General features: G+C 73.4%; 15 protein-coding genes. 11 read left to right on the forward strand and 4 right to left on the reverse strand.

Translation table 11 applies throughout. The annotated features are described in order from the left end of the window. Both ACF1BE_RS13335 and ACF1BE_RS13340 read left to right on the forward strand, forming a co-directional pair. Nucleotides 1–3,669, forward strand: coding sequence for a glycosyltransferase family 2 protein (locus ACF1BE_RS13335; RefSeq protein ID WP_392199115.1), 3,669 nt, complete (start codon nt 1–3; stop codon nt 3,667–3,669). After that, nucleotides 3,666–5,159, forward strand: a complete 1,494-nt coding sequence (locus ACF1BE_RS13340; protein ID WP_392199116.1) for a DUF5719 family protein — start codon at nt 3,666–3,668, stop codon at nt 5,157–5,159. The genes ACF1BE_RS13335 and ACF1BE_RS13340 overlap by 4 nt, the downstream gene beginning before the upstream one ends. A 142-nt stretch (nt 5,160–5,301) precedes the next feature. Here the strand turns inward: ACF1BE_RS13340 and ACF1BE_RS13345 are convergent, their stop codons facing one another. Next, nucleotides 5,302–5,688, reverse strand: coding sequence for a metallopeptidase family protein (locus ACF1BE_RS13345; protein ID WP_392199117.1), 387 nt, complete (start codon nt 5,686–5,688; stop codon nt 5,302–5,304). A gap of 347 nt (nt 5,689–6,035) precedes the next feature. On the opposite strand from ACF1BE_RS13345, the gene ACF1BE_RS13350 reads away from it, so the two are divergent. The 6 genes from ACF1BE_RS13350 (at nt 6,036) to ACF1BE_RS13375 (ending at nt 11,869) form a co-directional block, all read left to right on the forward strand. Further along, complete coding sequence (locus ACF1BE_RS13350) at nt 6,036–6,464, forward strand: DUF3499 domain-containing protein (RefSeq protein ID WP_392199144.1); 429 nt, start codon at nt 6,036–6,038, stop codon at nt 6,462–6,464. Nucleotides 6,465–6,619: 155 nt separating this feature from the next. After that, nucleotides 6,620–7,984, forward strand: a complete 1,365-nt coding sequence (locus ACF1BE_RS13355) for a phosphomannomutase/phosphoglucomutase (protein ID WP_392199118.1) — start codon at nt 6,620–6,622, stop codon at nt 7,982–7,984. A gap of 71 nt (nt 7,985–8,055) precedes the next feature. Continuing rightward, nucleotides 8,056–8,226 (forward strand): Trm112 family protein, encoded by a 171-nt coding sequence (locus ACF1BE_RS13360; RefSeq protein WP_392199119.1) that lies wholly within the window; start codon nt 8,056–8,058, stop codon nt 8,224–8,226. A 140-nt stretch (nt 8,227–8,366) separates the two neighbouring features. Beyond that, entirely contained in the window at nt 8,367–9,494 is a 1,128-nt protein-coding gene (locus ACF1BE_RS13365) for an SIS domain-containing protein (RefSeq protein WP_392199120.1), read from the forward strand. Nucleotides 9,495–9,595: 101 nt separating this feature from the next. Next, nucleotides 9,596–10,747: a mannose-6-phosphate isomerase, class I gene (gene manA / locus ACF1BE_RS13370; RefSeq protein WP_392199121.1), complete on the forward strand. Its 1,152-nt coding sequence runs from the start codon at nt 9,596–9,598 to the stop codon at nt 10,745–10,747. Between the two features lie 141 nt (nt 10,748–10,888). Then, nucleotides 10,889–11,869, forward strand: coding sequence for a cation diffusion facilitator family transporter (locus tag ACF1BE_RS13375; protein ID WP_392199122.1), 981 nt, complete (start codon nt 10,889–10,891; stop codon nt 11,867–11,869). Here ACF1BE_RS13375 and ACF1BE_RS13380 read toward each other — a convergent pair. Then, nucleotides 11,863–12,036, reverse strand: a complete 174-nt coding sequence (locus ACF1BE_RS13380) for a hypothetical protein (protein WP_392199123.1) — start codon at nt 12,034–12,036, stop codon at nt 11,863–11,865. The genes ACF1BE_RS13375 and ACF1BE_RS13380 overlap by 7 nt on opposite strands. Before the next feature lie 7 nt (nt 12,037–12,043). Further along, a complete protein-coding gene (locus ACF1BE_RS13385) occupies nt 12,044–12,262 on the reverse strand; it encodes a S26 family signal peptidase (protein WP_392199124.1) in 219 nt (72 codons plus the stop codon). Between the two features lie 686 nt (nt 12,263–12,948). Between ACF1BE_RS13385 and ahcY the strand changes: the two genes are divergently transcribed. After that, a complete protein-coding gene (gene ahcY, locus ACF1BE_RS13390; RefSeq protein WP_392199125.1) occupies nt 12,949–14,406 on the forward strand; it encodes an adenosylhomocysteinase in 1,458 nt (485 codons plus the stop codon). A gap of 146 nt (nt 14,407–14,552) precedes the next feature. After that, a complete protein-coding gene (locus tag ACF1BE_RS13395) occupies nt 14,553–15,167 on the forward strand; it encodes a hypothetical protein (RefSeq protein WP_392199126.1) in 615 nt (204 codons plus the stop codon). Nucleotides 15,168–15,221: 54 nt separating this feature from the next. Here the strand turns inward: ACF1BE_RS13395 and ACF1BE_RS13400 are convergent, their stop codons facing one another. After that, nucleotides 15,222–16,295 (reverse strand): RDD family protein, encoded by a 1,074-nt coding sequence (locus tag ACF1BE_RS13400; RefSeq protein WP_392199127.1) that lies wholly within the window; start codon nt 16,293–16,295, stop codon nt 15,222–15,224. Between the two features lie 133 nt (nt 16,296–16,428). Between ACF1BE_RS13400 and ACF1BE_RS13405 the strand changes: the two genes are divergently transcribed. After that, complete coding sequence (locus ACF1BE_RS13405; protein WP_392199128.1) at nt 16,429–17,436, forward strand: stage II sporulation protein M; 1,008 nt, start codon at nt 16,429–16,431, stop codon at nt 17,434–17,436. Nucleotides 17,437–17,786 lie beyond the last annotated feature (350 nt).

Below are 17,786 nucleotides of genomic sequence, written 5' to 3' on the forward strand. Positions count from 1 at the left end.
ATGTCCGTGCACAGCCATACGGCGGCCCAAGACGGCACCGCCACCCCTGAGTTCCCGCGTCATGTGGTGACCGCGGTCCTCGTCTCCCACGACGGCGCCCGCTGGCTGCCCGACGCGATCGCCGGGCTGCTCGGCCAGGAGCGCCCCGTCCAGTACGCGGTGGCCGCCGACACCGGCAGCGCGGACGGCTCCGCCCAGCTGCTCACCGACGCCCTCGGCGACGCCAACGTGCTGCACCTCGCCCGCCGCACCGGCTTCGGGCAGGCCGTCGAGGAGGCGAGCCGCACCGCGCCCGTCCTCACCCCGGAGGACCTGCCGTACCTCAGGCGCCCCAGCGGCTGGGACCCGGTCACGCGCAGCTGGCGCGACGACGCCTACGACCTCCCCGAACTGCCGCACGGCGAACCCGTCCAGTGGCTGTGGCTCCTGCACGACGACTGCGCCCCCGAACCCGACGCCCTCGCCCAGCTCCTCCGGGTCGTCGACACCGAACTCGAACTCGGCCGCGACGACGTCGCGGTCGTCGGCCCCAAGCTGCGCGGCTGGTACGACCGCCGCCAGCTGCTCGAGGTCGGCGTCACCCTCGCCAACTCCGGCCGCCGCTGGACCGGCCTGGACCGCCGCGAGCAGGACCAGGGCCAGCACGACCACGTCCGCACCGTGCTGTCCGTCTCCACCGCCGGCATGCTCATCCGCCGCGACGTCTACGAACAGCTCGGTGGCTTCGACCGCCGGCTGCCCCTCATGCGCGACGACGTCGACCTGTGCTGGCGCGCGCACGCCGCCGGCCACCGCGTCCTGGTCGCCCCCGACGCGGTCGTCCGGCACGCCGAGGCCGCCTCCCGGGAGCGCCGCACCGTCGACTGCGCGGGCCGCACCACCGCATCCCCGCACAAGGTCGACAAGGCCGGCGCCGTCTACACCCTGCTCGCCAACACCCGTACGACCGCGCTGCCCTGGGTGCTGACGCGGATCGTCATCGGCACCGTCCTGCGGACCCTCGCCTATCTCGTCGGCAAGGTCCCCGGACAGGCCCTCGACGAGATCCGCGGCCTGCTGAGCACCCTGCTGCGCCCCGAGCGGATCATCGCCGCCCGGCGTCGCCGCGGACCCGCACAGATCGACAAGGGCGAACTGCGCGCCCTGTTCCCGCCGCCCGGCGCCACCGTCCGGGCCACCGTGGAACAGCTCGCGGGCCACTTCACCAGCGACTCCGACATCGACACCACCTCGGCCGGCCGGCACGGCGGCGCCGTGGAGTCCGGGCCCGGCGGCGACGACGCCGACTTCCTTGAGGTCGAGCAGTTCGCCCGGCTCAGACGGATCGCCCGCAGACCCGGCCCGGTGCTCTTCCTCGCCCTGCTGCTCGTCTCTCTCGCCGCCTGCCGCGCCCTGCTCGGCGGCGGCGCGCTCGGCGGCGGCGCCCTGCTGCCCGCCCCGGCCGACGCCGGTGACCTGTGGTCCCGCTACCTGGACGCCTGGCACCCGGTCGGCTCCGGCGGCACCCCGTCCGCACCGCCCTACCTGGCCTTCGTCGCGGCCCTCGGCTCCCTGCTGCTGGGCTCCACCGGACTCGCCGTCACCGTCCTGCTGGTCTGCTCGGTGCCGCTCGCCGGATGCACCGCCTACTTCGCCTCCCGCCCCCTGGTCACCTCCCGGCTGCTGCGCGCCTGGGCGGCCATCGGCTACGCCTTCCTGCCCGCCACCACCGGCGCCCTGGCCGGCGGCCGCATCGGCACCGCCGTCCTCGCCGTCCTGCTTCCGCTGATCGCGCGCGCGGGCGTCGCCGCGAGCGGCCTCGCGCACCGCACCGGCGCACCCGGCAGCTGGCGGGCCACCTGGGCCTACGCGCTGCTGCTGAGCATCGCCACCGCCTTCACGCCGATCGTCTGGCCCCTCGCGCTGCTCCTCGGCCTCGGCGTCCTCGCCCTGCGCCGCCGCGACCTCGTCGCCCACGGCCCGCGCTTCCTCGCCCAGCTCGGCACCCCGCTGCTGATCCTCGCGCCCTGGTCGCTGACTCTCCTGCCGACCGGCTTCTTCCGGGAGGCCGGCCTGGAGTACGGCCCCTCGGCGGCCTCCGCGCTGGATCTGCTCGGCTCCAGCCCCGGCGGCCCCGGCACCGTGCACGGCCTGATGCTCCTCGGCATCGTGCTCGCCGCCCTCGCCGCCCTCCTGCGCACCGAGCGGCAGCTCGGCATCCGTACCGCCTGGGCCGTCGCCCTCGTCGGCCTCGTTCTCGCCGTCCTGTCCAACCGCTCCGCCTGGGCGGGACCGGCCACCCTCGTCTACGGCATCGCCCTGCTGGCCGCGGCCGCCCTCGGCGCCGACGGTGCACGCGCGCGCGTGGCCGAGCAGAGCTTCGGCTGGCGCCAGCCCGTCGCCGCCCTGATCGCCTTCGCCTCGGCCGCCGGCCCGCTGCTCGTCGCCGCCGGCTGGATGATCGGCGGCGCCGACGGCCCCCTGGAGCGCCGCGACCCGGCGCAGGTGCCCGCGTTCGTCGCCGAGGACTCCGCCACCGGCGACCAGGCCCGCACCCTGATCCTGGACAGCGACTCCACCACGAGCGTGCGCTACACCCTGGTCCGCGGCTCCGGCGCCCGCATGGGGGACGCCGAGATGGCCGCCGCCGACGGGGAGAACGCCCGCCTGGACAAGGTGGTCGCCAACCTGGTCGCCGGCTCCGGCGGCGACCAGGCCGACGAACTCGGCGGCTTCGCCGTGCGTTACGTCCTCGTGCACCAGGGCGCCCCCCGCGACATCACCCGCGTCCTCGACGCCACTCCCGGCCTGTCCCGGCTCAGCCGGCAGAGCGGCAGCGCACTGTGGCGCGTCGACCAGGAGGTCTCCCGCGCGGCCATCGTGCCCGCCGCCGGTCCGGGCACGGCCCAGCCGGTCACCGCGGGACCGGTGGAGGTCCACACCACGATCCCCGCCGGCCCGGGCAGCCGTGTCCTGCGCCTGGCCGACAGCGCCGCCGACGGCTGGACGGCCACCCTCGACGGCAAGCCGCTCACCCCCACCACGGTCGACGGCTGGGCCCAGGGCTTCCGCCTGCCGTCCACCGGCGGCAGGCTCGACGTCACCTACGACGCACCGCTCGCCCACACCGCCTGGCTGTGGGCCCAGGGCGCGCTCGCCGTCGTCCTGGTCGTCCTCGCCCTCCCCGGCCGCCGCCGCGACGTCGACGACGACCTCCCCGAGGAGCGGCCCGTGCCCGCCCAGGCCACCGCGGGCGAGGGCCGCCGCGCCCGCCGCCTGCGCGCACAGGCCGAGGAACCGGCCGCCGGGAACCCGCCCGCCGCGCCCGCACCGCCCGAGCAGCCCCCGGCGGCCGTACCCCACCAGCAGTCCTACGACGAGTGGGACCCGGCGACCTACGGCGACACCGGATACGGCGGCCACGGCGCGGACCCGTACCGCACCGCGACGGGCTACGACCAGCAGACGTACCAGCAGCCCGACCCCTACCGGACAGCCCCCTACGACCCGTACGCCTACGACGGCGGCGCCGACCAGCCGTCGTACGACCCGGCGGCCTACCAGCAGCAGGGCTACGGCCAGGGTTACGAGCAGGCCTACGACCCCGCCCACGACCCCGCCGGGCAGGGCTACGACCCGGCCCGTCCCCACGGCACCGGCAACGAGCGCCCCGACGGGAGCCAGCAGTGAACCGCACCACCCTGTCCCTGTTCGCCGGCACGGCCGCGCTGGCCGCCGTCACCGCGTTCGCCGCGGTCGCCACGCCGGTGCCGTCCGACGCCGCCGCCCCCGAGACGGCCGCCCGGCTGCCCGTCGAGCGCACCAGCCTGCTGTGCCCGGCACCCAGCGACTCGGACATCGCCGACACCACGTACACGTCGTTCACCCCCGTCACCAAGGGCGCCGCGCGCAACGGCACGGCACGACTCGAGGCGGCCGACGGGGAGGCGACCGAGAGCGGGAAGGGCGAGGGCGGCAAGCGGAAGGCCGGCCGGCCGGTGCTCACCCCGAAGGCGCCGGGCACACCGGTCACCGGTGACACCTCCGGCGCCGCTCCCGCACTGGTCGGCACGGCGGACGGCGGGTTCGCGCCCGGCTGGACCCTCCAGGAGACCACCGAGGTCGCCGCCGGCACCGGCCGCGGCCTCCAGGGCGTCACCTGCACCGGCGCGGACACCGAGTTCTGGTTCCCGGGCGCCGGCACGGCCGCCGGCCGCACCGACTACGTCCACCTGACCAACCCCGACGACTCCGCCGCCGTCGTCGACATCGAGCTGTTCGGGGAAGAGGGGGCGATCAAGTCCCCGCTGGGCGAGAACCTCACCGTCAAGCCGCACACCAGCAAGGCGTTCCTGCTCTCGACGCTCACCGACGAGCGGCAGGCCGACCTGACCGTGCACGTCGGCGTCCGCAGCGGGCGGGTCGGCGCGGCCGTGCAGGCCCTGGACGACAAGGCGGGCGGCGACTGGCTGGCCGCGGCCGCGGACCCGGCCGGCAGCCTGGTCCTGCCCGGCATCCCGAAGGACGCCACCGACGTCCGCCTCATCGCCTTCACGCCCGGCGACGACGACGCCGACCTGAAGATCCGCCTGGCCTCGCCCGACGGCCTGATCACCCCGGCCGGGAACGAGACCCTGCACGTCAAGTCCGGCATGACCGGCGCGGTGGACCTCGGCGACGTCACCCGCGGCGAGGCCGGCTCCCTGGTCCTCACGCCCACCGGCCGGCCGGTCCCGGTCGTCGCGGCGCTCCAGGTCGTCCGGGGCAAGGGCGACAAGAAGGAGACGGCGTTCATCCCGGTCACCGCCGCCGTCGGCACGCGCGCGACGTCGGCCGGCAACCGGGCGAAGGGCACGACCCTCGCCCTGACGGCCCCCACCGCCACGGCCACGGTCAAGGTGACCGCGTCGGCCGGCAGTGCGGGCGGAACCCCGGTCACCAGGACGTACACGGTGAAGTCCGGCACCACCCAGGACATCGCCGCCCCGGTCCCGGCCGGCCTGAAGGGCACGTACGCCCTCACGGTGGAGCCCACGTCCGGCGGCCCCGTCTACGCCGCCCGCACCCTCGCCGCCACCGGCACGGCCCTCCCCGCCTTCACCGTCCAGACCCTGCCGAACGACCACGGCACGGTGGCGGTCCCCCGTACGAAGGAGGACCTGGCGATCCTGCAGAAGTAGGCGGGCGGGCAGGCGAGGAGAGGCAAGCGGGTGACCACAGGCCGAATCGGCCAGGTGGCCGCGGGGGCGATGGCGCGGGAGTGGGCCCTGCCGTTCGGATCGAGCCGCATGTGGAGCGGGGGCCTGATCCGGACGAGAGGGCCTAGTCCTCCCCGTACCGGGGATCCACGGTCTCCGGCGTCAGCCCGAGCAGCTCGGCCACCTGCTCCACCACGATCTCGTGCACCAGCGCGGCCCGCTCGTCGCGCCCCTTGGTCCGGATCTCCACCGGCCGCCGGTACACGACCACCCGGGCCCGCCGCCCCTCCCGCGCGGGCACGGTCCCGCCGAGCGGCACGGCCTCGTCGCTCCAGGCCGCCTGCTCTCCCCGGCCTTCCAGCCGGGGCACCTCCACCACGAGGAAATCGATGTCGGCCAGCTGTGGCCACCGCCGCTCGAGACGGTCCACGGAGTCCTGCACCAGGTCCGCGAACACCTCGGCACGGCTGGCCGCGAGCGGCACCTGCGGCGGTGCGATCGGCCCCCGCATGCCCCGCCCGTGGCGATCACGGCGACGGGGTCCGGGTCCGGCGGCACGGGGCGGTACACGGTTGTCCATCACCGGTGAAGCGTAGTCCCCGCGTCCTCCGCCCGTCCGTCTCCACACGGCAACCGGCGGCGATCACTTGTGTCGCAAGATGACCGTTCCAGCCAAGGTCTGGCTCGTTCTCGTACTCTTCCCGAACCGTCGAACTCGAGCCGATCGACGGTGTTTGTACCGACATATGACCGGCCGTCCCGCGGCCCGGCGCCCGTGGGAAGGCCCTCCGCGCAGGTCAGCAGGGCCCGCCCGGAGCGGGGTGTGGGGCGTTTCACAGCCCGACACGGTGGGGTGACCTGGGGGAGAGTCGTCGCGGCCCGCTCAAGAGTGCGGTACCGTCCAACGTCGTGAGCCCTGTACGTCGCTGTTCGCGCACCGCCTGCGGCCGACCCGCCGTCGCGACGCTGACGTACGTCTACGCCGACTCGACCGCGGTCCTCGGCCCGCTCGCCACCTACGCCGAACCCCACTGCTACGACCTGTGCGCCGAGCACTCCGAGCGCCTCACCGCCCCGCGCGGCTGGGAGGTCGTCCGCCTCCTCGACAGCTCCGCTCCCACGCGGCCCAGCGGAGACGATCTGGAAGCGCTTGCCAACGCCGTACGCGAGGCGGCCCGCCCGCAGCAGCGCGCGGCCGGCGCGGGCGGCGGCGGAGCCCGCTCGGTGGACCCCATGGAGGTGGCCCGCCGCGGTCACCTGAGGGTCCTGCGCTCCCCGGACAACTGAGCGCCACCCCCCGCCACCCGCCAGGCGTGACGGTTCTCCTCCCGCGGTCCTCACCGCCGGGGGGCCCACCGGACGTCCACCCGGTGTCCGCGCACCGCCCCCGCACCCCGGACGGGTAGTTTGTGGGCACCCATAGGATCTCGGAAGGGTTGGCCGTGACTGCTGATCTGTCGCAGCTCGTGAAGGCGTACGACGTGCGCGGTGTGGTCCCGGACCAGTGGGACGAACAACTGGCCGGACTGTTCGGCGCCGCCTTCGCCGAGGTCACGGGAGCGGCGGCCATCGTCGTCGGCCACGACATGCGGCCCTCGTCCCCCGGCCTCTCCCGCGCCTTCGCGCGCGGCGCGGCGGACCGCGGCGTGGACGTCACCGAGATCGGCCTGTGCTCCACGGACCAGCTCTACTACGCCTCGGGCGCGCTGGACCTCCCGGGCGCCATGTTCACCGCCTCCCACAACCCGGCCCGGTACAACGGCATCAAACTGTGCCGCGCGGGCGCCGCCCCCGTCGGCCAGGACACCGGTCTCACGCAGATCCGCGAGCTGGCCGAGCGCTGGCTGGAGGAGGGCGCCCCCGAGCCCGCGGCCCGGCCGGGAACCCTCACCTCGCGCGAGACGCTGGAGGACTACGCGGCGCACCTGCGCTCCCTGGTCGACCTGACCTCCGTCCGCCCCCTGAAGGTCGTGGTCGACGCCGGCAACGGCATGGGCGGCCACACCGTCCCCTCGGTCTTCGCCGGCCTGCCCCTGACCCTCGTCCCGATGTACTTCGAGCTGGACGGCACCTTCCCCAACCACGAGGCCAACCCCCTGGACCCGGCGAACCTCGTGGACCTCCAGAAGCGGGTCCCCGCCGAGGGCGCCGATCTCGGCATCGCCTTCGACGGTGACGCCGACCGCTGCTTCGTCGTGGACGAGAACGGCGACCCCGTCTCCCCGTCCGCGATCACCGCGCTGGTCGCCGCCCGCGAACTCGCCCGCCACGGCGGCACGGGCACGGTCATCCACAACCTGATCACCTCCCGCACGGTCCCGGAGGTCGTACGGGAGAACGGCGGCACCCCCGCCCGTACCCGGGTCGGCCACTCCTTCATCAAGGCCGAGATGGCCCGCACCGGAGCGATCTTCGGCGGCGAGCACTCCGCGCACTACTACTTCAAGGACTTCTGGAACGCGGACACGGGCATGCTGGCCGCCCTGCACGTCCTCGCGGCCCTCGGCGGCCAGGAAGGCCCGTTGTCCGGCCTGGTCGCCCAGTACGACCGCTACGCCGGCTCCGGCGAGATCAACTCCACCGTCGCCGACCAGACCGCCCGCCTCGCCGCGATCCGCACCGCGTACGCGGGCCGCGCCGACGTCACCCTCGACGACCTCGACGGCCTCACCGTCGCCGCGGCCGACTGGTGGTTCAACGTCCGCCCCTCCAACACCGAGCCGCTCCTGCGCCTGAACGCGGAGGCGAAGGACGAGGCCACGATGACGAAGATCAGGGACGAAGCCCTGGCGATCATCAGGAGCTGAGCGGCCTGCCCACCAGCGGTACGCTGACCAGGCATTCACAGACACCCGCACGCCCCCCGAAGGGACACCCCATGGCGCTCGAAGCCGGCCTCCTGGAGATCCTCGCCTGCCCGGCCTGCCACGCCCCCCTCAAGGAGCAGGACACCGAGCTGATCTGCACGAGCCGGGACTGCGGCCTCGCGTACCCCGTGCGCGACGACATCCCGGTCCTCCTGGTGGACGAGGCCCGCCGCCCCGAGTGACGGGCCCCCGCACGCCGTAGCGAGGCCCCCGCACAGCGCGGCCACGAGGCCCTGTTCCCCGTGGTGGCGGCGAGGCGCCTCGCGCCACCCCCCTGCAAAGGCTCTGCCCAGGACCCCCTCGGCGACGGAGGCTGCCGCCCATGCTGGACGAATCGCTGCTCGACACCCCGGAGGGTCTCTCCGAGGCCGACCGCCGAGGCCTGCTCCGCGGCGCCGCGGAGGCCGGCGCCCGCGTCCGCACCGCCGCCCGGCACACCGCCGAGGCCGGAGTCGGCGGCCTCACCCCCGACGGCCGTCCCCGCGCCGTCCTGATCGCGGGCCCGGGCGTCGCCGCCACCCACACCGCCGACCTCCTCGGCACGCTGGCCGGCGCCGGCAGCCCCGTCGTCCGGCTGGCCCCCGTCGGCGTCGCCCCGGCCCCGGGCGCCCTGCGCTGGGAACTGCCCGGCTGGGCCGGCTCCGTGGACCTGCTGCTGATCACCACCCCGGACGGCACCGAGCCGAGTCTCTCCCTCCTCGCCGAGCAGGCCTACCGGCGCGGCTGCTCGGTCGTCGCCGTGGCACCGCAGGGCACCCCGCTCGCCGAGGCCGTCGCCGGCGCCCACGGCCTGTTCGTACCGATGGCGACCGCACCGTACGACCCGCAGGAACCGCTCGCCGGGTCCGCCCCGGGCGTCTTCTGGGCCCTGCTGACCCCGCTGCTGGCCCTCCTGGACCGCGTCGGCCTGCTCGACGCCCCGCCGGACGCCATCGAGAAGATCGCCGACCGCCTGGACCGCATCGCGGAACGCTGCGGCCCCGCCATCGCGACCTACAGCAACCCGGCCAAGACCCTGGCCGCGGAACTCGCCGACGCGCTCCCCGTGATCTGGACGGAAGGCACCTCGGCGGGCCCGGCCGGCCGCCGGTTCGCCGCCGCCCTCGCCGAACTCGCCGGCCGCCCCGCCCTGGTCGCCGAACTGCCCGAGGCGCTCGCCGCGCACACCACCCTGTTGGCCGGCCCGCTGGCCGCCAGCGCCGATCCGGAGGACTTCTTCCGCGACCGCGTGGAGGAACCGCCCGCGCTGCACGCGCGCGTGGTGCTCCTCCGCGACCGCCCGACCGGCGGGCTCACCGCCGCGCCCGCCGCCCGTGACCTGGCCCTCGACCACGACACGCCGATCAGCGAGCTCGAACCGGAGGAAGGCGGCGAACTCGAGACCCTCGCGGAACTGATCGCCGTCACGGATTTCGCCGCCGTTTACCTGGCGCTCGCTTCCCGGGCCTGACCTTTGCTCCGGGCCGGACCAGCCGTGTCCGCACCGGCGCCGCGACCGACGTAGCCACCGGCGCCGGCCGAGCAGCGTACGTACGGAGACAGAGAAGACACATGGACCGCCTCGACAACACCGTCCGCCCCTACGCCTGGGGTTCCCCCACCGCCATCCCGCACCTCCTCGGCACCGAGCCGACCGGGGAACCCCAGGCGGAGATGTGGATGGGCGCGCACCCGGGCGCCCCCTCGCGCACCCCGCGCGGGACGCTCGCCGAGGTCATCGACGCCGACCCGGAGCGCGAACTGGGCTCCCGCGCGGTCGCCAGGTTCGGCCCCCGCCTGCCGTTCCTGCTCAAGATCCTCGCCGCCGGCGCGCCGCTGTCCCTCCAGGTGCACCCCGACCTGGCACAGGCCGGACAGGGGTACGCCGACGAGGAGCGCCGCGGCGTCCCCGTCGACGCCCCGCACCGCAACTACAAGGACGCCAACCACAAGCCCGAACTGATCTGCGCCCTCACCGAGTTCGACGGCCTGTGCGGCTTCCGCGACCCCGCCGAGGCCGCCGGCCTGCTCGACGGCCTCGGCGTCGACTCCCTCAAGCCGTATGCCGACCTGCTGCGCGCGCACCCCGAGGACGCGGCCCTGCGCGAGGTCCTCACCGCCGTCCTCAGCGCCGACCCGCGGGAGATGGCCCACACGGTCGCCGAGGCCACCACCGCCTGCATCCGCCTCGGCGGCGCCTACGCGCCCTACGCCGACATCGCCCACCACTACCCGGGCGACCCCGGCGTCCTGGCCGCCATGCTGCTCAACCACGTCCGCCTGCAACCCGGCGAGGCCCTCTTCCTGGGCGCCGGCATACCGCACGCGTACCTCGACGGCCTCGGCGTCGAGATCATGGCCAACTCCGACAACGTCCTGCGCTGCGGCCTCACCCCCAAGCACGTCGACGTGCCCGAACTCCTGCGGATCGTCCGCTTCGAGCCGAGCGACCCGGGCGTGCTGCGCCCCGAGGCCTCCCCGGACGGCGAGGAGGTCTACGAGACGCCGATCGACGAGTTCCGCCTCTCCCGGTACGTCCTCCCGCAGGCCGGCGGCGCCCACGACCTCACCCGGGACACCCCGCAGATCCTGCTCTGCACGGCGGGTTCCGTCCGGGCCGGGGAACACGAACTGGGCCCAGGTCAGTCGGTCTTCGTCCCGGCCGGCGAGAAGGCGGAGATCTCGGGCGCGGGCACGGTCTTCCGCGCCACTGTGATCGTATGACCGGGGCTGTGGACAGGTGACACGGCGTGGCCCGGCCGAACTGCAAGAATGATTCACCGGCAAAGGTCGGGCAAAGCCGGGCACACGTCCTGACGGCACGGACGTACGAGGGCGACAGAGGCGAAGGGACAACGCGGACACATGAGCGCGTCAGGCGGTACCAGGGCGATCGTGGCGGCACTCGGCGCCAATCTCGCGATCGCGGCATCGAAGTTCGTGGCGTTCGCGTTCAGCGGCTCCTCCTCGATGCTCGCCGAGGGCGTCCACTCGCTCGCCGACTCCGGGAACCAGTTCCTGCTGCTCGTCGGCGGCAAGAAGGCACAGCGCGAGGCGACCCCCCAACACCCCTTCGGTTACGGCCGCGAGCGCTTCATCTACGCCTTCCTCGTCTCGATCGTCCTGTTCTCGGTCGGCGGCATGTTCGCCATCTACGAGGGCTACGAGAAGATCCGCCACCCGCACCAACTGGAGCACTGGTACTGGCCGGTGGGCGTCCTCGCCTTCGCGATCATCGCCGAGGGCTTCTCCTTCCGCACGGCCATCAAGGAATCCAACGAGACACGCGGCAAGCTCTCCTGGCCCCAGTTCATCCGCCGCGCGAAGGCGCCCGAGCTGCCCGTCGTCCTCCTGGAGGACTTCGGCGCGCTCATCGGCCTGGCGCTGGCCCTCGGCGGCGTCGGCCTCGCCCTGCTCACCGGCGACGGCATCTGGGACGGCATCGGCACCGTGTGCATCGGTGTCCTGCTGGTCCTCATCGCCCTCGTCCTGGCCGCCGAGACCAAGTCGCTGCTGCTCGGCGAGGCCGCGGGCCTCGACGACGTCAAGAAGATCGAGGCCGCGATCGTCGACGGCGCCACGGTCACCGGCATCATCCACATGCGCACCCTGCACCTCGGCCCCGAGGAGCTGCTGGTCGCCGCCAAGATCGCCGTCCGGCACGACGACACGGCCACCGAGGTCGCCAACGCCATCAACGCCGCCGAGACCCGCATCCGCACCGCCGTCCCCATCGCCCGCGTCATCTACCTGGAGCCGGACATCTACAGCGAGACCGAGGCCGCCCAGGGCCCGGACCCCGCGGCCACCCCGGGCGGGCCGAACCCTCACGCGACCGGTCACTGAGCCCCGCCGCCGGCGCCCGCCCTCGGACAAACCGTACGGGCCGGGGCGCCGGTCCCCAGCCCGGCACCGGTGAGGACCAGCACCACGTCGAGCACCAGGGCCGCACCCGGCAGGGACAGGACCGCACGGTCGTCCGTCACCCGCCCCGGCACGGCGTCCGACCACACGACTCCTTCAGCGGCCTCCCGTCACGGCGACCCGCTCCTTGCCGGCCACGGCCGCGCAGCAGGCCACGTGGTCACCGCCCACCCCGACCACCCGCTCCTCCATGAGGGGCCCGGCATTCCCGTAGCGCTCCGGCGACGAGAACATCACCACGTCACCGCGCCGCACCTCGCCCCCGCCCGCCCGCTCCCGGACGATCCGGTCACCGCGCTGGTACGTCGGCTGCATGCTCCGGCTCGGCAGGACGCCGGTGCCGTAGGCACGTGCCCGGACAGGTGGCTCCCGCCGGCCGGTACCGGCCCCGGCAGCTCCACCGCCGGCACCGCGATCCCCGGTCCGTCCTCGGTCCCCGCCCGATGCCCCGCCACGACCCGTCCTCCCGCGCGGCCCGTCCACGGCGCGGCGGTATCGGCTCTCCGTGAACTGCGTGCCACCGGGTGCGGAAGGTCACCGCCGCCGGCTCCGGCCGGACCGATCACGTCGATCTCCTCACGCTTCCGGCCGCGCGCGCCGCGTCCCGCACGCCCCGCGAACGGCACCGCACCGATCACCGCCTCCACCTCCACGAGACGGGAAGCCCCAGTTCAGGCCGGTCTGCCGGCCCCGGCCGCACGGCTCACCCACCCCCGCCGGCCGCCGGACCCGGCCCTCGGACCGCCGTCCCCGCGGCCCGAAGTGCGCGAAGACGGACTGGGGCCGACCGGGCCCTCCGGTGTAGCTTGGGACGGAGCCAGACGTCGCTGCTGATGGCGGTCGGGCGGTCCCACGTGGACCGGCCGAGGGAGAGAGGGCCTCCGACGGACTGCGCTGCGCGCACGTGGGCATGCCTGTGTCCTCTTCTCGGGCACCCCTGTGTCCGCCGCCGCGCAGACCAGCCGTACCCACCTCGCCCCGATCCCGAGGAGCAGCTCGCAATGACGACTGTCGACAACCGACAGGACTTCAAGGTCGCCGATCTCTCGCTGGCCGAGTTCGGCCGCAAGGAGATCTCCCTCGCCGAGCACGAGATGCCCGGCCTGATGGCGCTCCGCAAGGAGTACGCCGAGGCGCAGCCGCTGGCCGGCGCCCGCGTCACGGGCTCGCTGCACATGACCGTGCAGACCGCCGTGCTCATCGAGACCCTGGTCGCCCTCGGCGCTCAGGTCCGCTGGGCCTCCTGCAACATCTTCTCCACCCAGGACCACGCGGCCGCCGCCATCGCCGTCGGCCCGAACGGCACGCCGGACAACCCGCAGGGCATCCCGGTCTTCGCCTGGAAGGGCGAGACCCTGGACGAGTACTGGTGGTGCACCGAGCAGGCGCTGACCTGGCCGGACACCCCCACCGGCGGCCCGAACATGATCCTCGACGACGGTGGTGACGCCACCCTCCTCGTCCACAAGGGCGTCGAGTACGAGAAGGACGGCAAGGTCCCGGGCCTGGAGACCGCCGAGTCCGACGAGCACCGCGTCATCCTCCAGCTGCTGCACCGCACCCTGGGCGAGAACCCCCAGAAGTGGACCCAGCTGGCCTCCGAGATCCGTGGTGTCACCGAGGAGACCACCACCGGCGTCCACCGCCTGTACGAGATGCAGCGCGACGGCGCCCTCCTCTTCCCGGCGATCAACGTCAACGACGCCGTCACCAAGTCGAAGTTCGACAACAAGTACGGCTGCCGCCACTCCCTGGTCGACGGCATCAACCGTGCCACCGACGTCCTGATCGGCGGCAAGACCGCGGTCGTGTGCGGTTACGGCGACGTGGGCAAGGGCTGCGCCGAGTCCCTGCGCGGCCAGGGCGCCCGCGTGATCATCACCGAGATCGACCCGATCTGCGCCCTCCAGGCGGCGATGGACGGCTACCAGGTCACCACCCTGGACGAGGTCGTCGAGACCGCCGACATCTTCATCACCACCACCGGTAACAAGGACATCATCCTCGCGTCGGACATGGCGAAGATGAAGCACCAGGCGATCATCGGCAACATCGGCCACTTCGACAACGAGATCGACATGGCCGGCCTCGCCAAGATCCCCGGCATCGTCAAGGACGAGGTCAAGCCGCAGGTCCACACCTGGACCTTCCCGGAGGGCAAGAAGCTCATCGTGCTCTCCGAGGGCCGCCTGCTGAACCTCGGCAACGCCACCGGTCACCCGTCGTTCGTGATGTCCAACTCCTTCGCGGACCAGACCCTGGCCCAGATCGAGCTGTTCACCAAGCCCGACGAGTACCCGACCGGCGTCTACGTGCTGCCCAAGCACCTCGACGAGAAGGTCGCCCGCCTCCACCTGGACGCGCTCGGCGTCAAGCTCACCAAGCTCCGCCCGGAGCAGGCCGCGTACATCGGCGTCGAGGTCGACGGCCCGTTCAAGTCGGACCACTACCGCTACTGAGCCGGTGATCGCGTAGCCCGGCCCGCCGGGGATGGTGCGTCGGCGCGCCGACGCACCATCCCCGGCAGCAGGTCCTTCGAGGCAGGCCCCCGCACCCCCGTGCCGGGGGCCTGCCCCTTTTCAGCCCGTCAAGACCCAGGACCCCCATGCCCCGCGGCCGTTATTCGCTCCACGATCCGCACGATCACACCCCCCTCGCGGAAGAACACTTCCAGTGCGCACCCGGCCCGTCCGGCTGGCGCTACGTCTCTCAGCTGACGACCCCCGCCGGCGACCACCGCGGCTCGGTCGACCTCACCCTGGACGACCTCGGCCGCCCCATCCGCCTCGAACTCCACGCGGGTGGCTGGCAGGTACGCGGCGCCGCCCTCGACGGCGTCACCTGGGTCCGCACCGACCCCACCGGCACCGATGCCACCGAAGGCAATGTGCGCGCCCACGCCTTCACCGGCACGTCCCCCGCGTTCCTCGTCGCGACCGCCCGTCTCCTGCGCCTCACCCCCTTGTCCGCGGCAACCCGCGTACGCCTCGTGGCCCTCACCGACCCGGTCCTCGCCCCCCGCACCGTGGACCAGTCCTGGACCTTGGTGAACAGCGAAGCACACACCACTGACAGCGGCCCCCTGACCGTGGACGAATACCAGGTCACAGCCCTGGACACGGGCGAACGGCACACCGTGCACCTCGCCGGCGACGTCGTCCTGGCCGCGCCGGGCATCGAGCTGGAGGACCTCCAGTCACCGCCGTCGACCTTCCCCTGACCACGGCGCCACGCACCCGGCCACCGCGGCCCCGGTTCCCGAGCGCGCGGCGCTCTACGCCGGCGGCGCGAACCCGGTGGCCGGACGGCCGGGCGCCGGCTCGTCCCGCGCCGGCGCCACGGGCGGAGCGGCGGGAACCTCAGGCTGCCGGGCCCACTCCTGCGGCCCGGCAGCCGGAGGCGAGTACGGCGGGCGGACCACCGAGGGCCGATGAGCGGCCTGCGGCGGACAAGCGGTATTGGGTGAATGAGCGGTACCGGGTGACTGAGCCGTACCGGGCGGACGATCGGCCGGAGGCTGATGAGAGGCCGGAAACGGACGGACGGCCTGCGGCTGATAGCCGACCGGGCCACCGGGCTGTCCCGCCGGCGAGGTGAACCCGCCGCCGAACGCCTTCCTGGCCTCGCGGGACTGCCGCTCGTGCATCACGGCGGCCAGGAACGCGGCCGGAGGAAGATCCGCCGGCGCCGAAGTCCCCGTACGTGCCGCGAGGTCGGCCGCGAGCCGCTGCGCCATCCCCGTCGAGACCTGCGGGTCGAGCTGCGGCATCCGCGTCAGGTACTGCCGTACGGCTAGCCACAGCCCGTCCGGAACCGCCGACAGATCCAGCCCGGCGAAACGCCCCACGAGCCAGGGAGGCGGAGGCGGGACGAACCCGGTCCGTCCGACGGGTATCCGCTCGCGCACGACCAGCGTGCCCGCGAACACGTCCCCGAGCCGCCGCCCCCGCGCCGACACCAGCGAGGCGACACAGGCCACGACCCCGAACGTCGCCAGTATCTCGATCACTCCGACCGCACCCCGCACCAGCGCGTGCCGGAACCGGATCGGCCCGCCGTCGTCACGTACCACCCGGAGGCCGAAGGCCAGCTTTCCGAGCGAACGCCCGTGGCTGAGGGTCTCGACCGCGATCGGCCCGCCGACCAGCACCAGCAGGAACGAGGCGATCGACAGCGCCACCTGTGCCGCCTCATCCATCGAAGCCGTCGACACCGCCAACGCCATGATCACGACGAGGTAGGCGAAGACGGCCACCACCAGGTCGAGCAACACGGCCAGCGCCCTGCTCGGCAGCTTCGCGGGCCGCAGCTCCAGCGCCACCGCCTCGCCCGTCACCAGCTCACTCACGCCCGCCGCCCTTCCCTGGTCCGCCCCCTGAAGTGCAAGTCTGCCAAGCTGTGGGCGCATCGCGTCCAAGTACGACAAGCTGACAACATCCACGACGAGCCGTGGACGATCAGCCGAGGAGCAGGCAGACCCGATGGACCTGGACGTCTTCGTCTCCGTGCACCGAGCCGAATGGGACCGTCTCGATGCTCTCCTGCGCCGCCGGCGCCGTCTCACCGGCGCCGAGGCGGACGAACTCGTCGCCCTCTACCAGCGCACCGCCACCCACCTCTCCCTCATCCGGTCCAGCGCCCCGGACCCGCAACTGACGGGACGGCTCAGCCAGCTCGTGGCACGCGCGCGCAGCGTCGTCACCGGCACCCGCCGCGCCTCATGGCGGGACGTCACGGGCTTCCTGGGCCGCGGCTTCCCCGCGGCCGTCTACCGCGCCCGGCACTGGTGGGTCCCCACGGCACTCGTCTCCACCGCCGTCGCCGTCCTCCTGGGCTGGTGGATCGGCACCCACCCCGACGTGCAGTCCTCCATCGCCGCCCCCAGCCGGCTGCGCGAGCTGACCCGCCCCGGTGGCGAGTACGAGACCTACTACTCCAGCCACCCCGCGACCGCCTTCGCCGCCCAGGTGTGGACCAACAACGCCCAGGCCGCGGCGATGTGCCTGGTCCTGGGAGTCTTCCTGGGCCTGCCGGTCCTCTGGGTCCTTTTCGAGAACATGCTCAATCTGGGCGTCGGCTTCGGTCTCATGTCCTCGGCCGGTCGCCTCGACACCTTCCTCGGACTGGTCCTTCCGCACGGTCTGCTCGAACTGACGGCCGTGTTCGTCGCCGCCGGCACGGGACTGCGGCTCGGCTGGACCCTGGTGGACCCCGGTCCCCGCACCCGGCGCACCGCCCTCGCGGAGGAGGGACGAGCCGCCATCGGCATGGCGATCGGCCTGGCCCTGGTGCTGTTCGTCTCCGGCACCATCGAAGGCTTCGTCACCCCTTCCGGCCTGCCCACATGGGCACGCATCGGCATCGGGATCACGACCGAGCTGGCGTTCCTGGCGTACGTCTACGTCCTGGGCGGCCGAGCGGCACGCGCCGGTGAGACGGGCGACCTCGAAGCGGCGGACCGCAGCGCATCCGTGCCCACGGCCGCGTGATGTGCATCCGACCCGCGCGAGCTGCTAGTCTCCTCTTCGCCCCGCAAGAGCCGTTGACACGGAGGGAGTGGGGAGGTAGATTCAAACAGTTGCCTAGTGGACAGCGTCCGGTGGCAACCGATAGAATCTACTAGCTTCTTCAGAGGCCGTGAGCGGCATTCCGAGAAGCAGCCCCCGATTACTCAGAAATGAGCGGCCGGTCAGACCGGCCAAAAGCTTCTGATAAAGTCGGAACCGCCGGAAAGGGAAACGCGAAAGCGGGAACCTGGAAAGCACCGAGGAAATCGGGTCGAGAAAAGATCTGATAGAGTCGGAAACGCAAGACCGAAGGGAAGCGCCCGGAGGAAAGC

The sequence above is a fragment of the Streptomyces sp. NPDC014991 genome, assembly GCF_043080665.1.
Taxonomy (GTDB): domain Bacteria; phylum Actinomycetota; class Actinomycetes; order Streptomycetales; family Streptomycetaceae; genus Streptomyces.

Coding starts and splice junctions, on each gene's coding strand:
- ACF1BE_RS13375 (WP_392199122.1), top strand. CDS start 10,889: ATGAGCGCGTCAGGCGGTACCAGGGCGATCGTGGCGGCACTCGGCGCC.
- ACF1BE_RS13345 (WP_392199117.1), bottom strand. CDS start 5,688: ATGCGGGGGCCGATCGCACCGCCGCAGGTGCCGCTCGCGGCCAGCCGT.
- ACF1BE_RS13385 (WP_392199124.1), bottom strand. CDS start 12,262: ATGCAGCCGACGTACCAGCGCGGTGACCGGATCGTCCGGGAGCGGGCG.
- ACF1BE_RS13365 (WP_392199120.1), top strand. CDS start 8,367: ATGCTGGACGAATCGCTGCTCGACACCCCGGAGGGTCTCTCCGAGGCC.
- ACF1BE_RS13335 (WP_392199115.1), top strand. CDS start 1: ATGTCCGTGCACAGCCATACGGCGGCCCAAGACGGCACCGCCACCCCT.
- ACF1BE_RS13395 (WP_392199126.1), top strand. CDS start 14,553: ATGCCCCGCGGCCGTTATTCGCTCCACGATCCGCACGATCACACCCCC.
- manA (WP_392199121.1), top strand. CDS start 9,596: ATGGACCGCCTCGACAACACCGTCCGCCCCTACGCCTGGGGTTCCCCC.
- ACF1BE_RS13405 (WP_392199128.1), top strand. CDS start 16,429: ATGGACCTGGACGTCTTCGTCTCCGTGCACCGAGCCGAATGGGACCGT.
- ACF1BE_RS13360 (WP_392199119.1), top strand. CDS start 8,056: ATGGCGCTCGAAGCCGGCCTCCTGGAGATCCTCGCCTGCCCGGCCTGC.
- ahcY (WP_392199125.1), top strand. CDS start 12,949: ATGACGACTGTCGACAACCGACAGGACTTCAAGGTCGCCGATCTCTCG.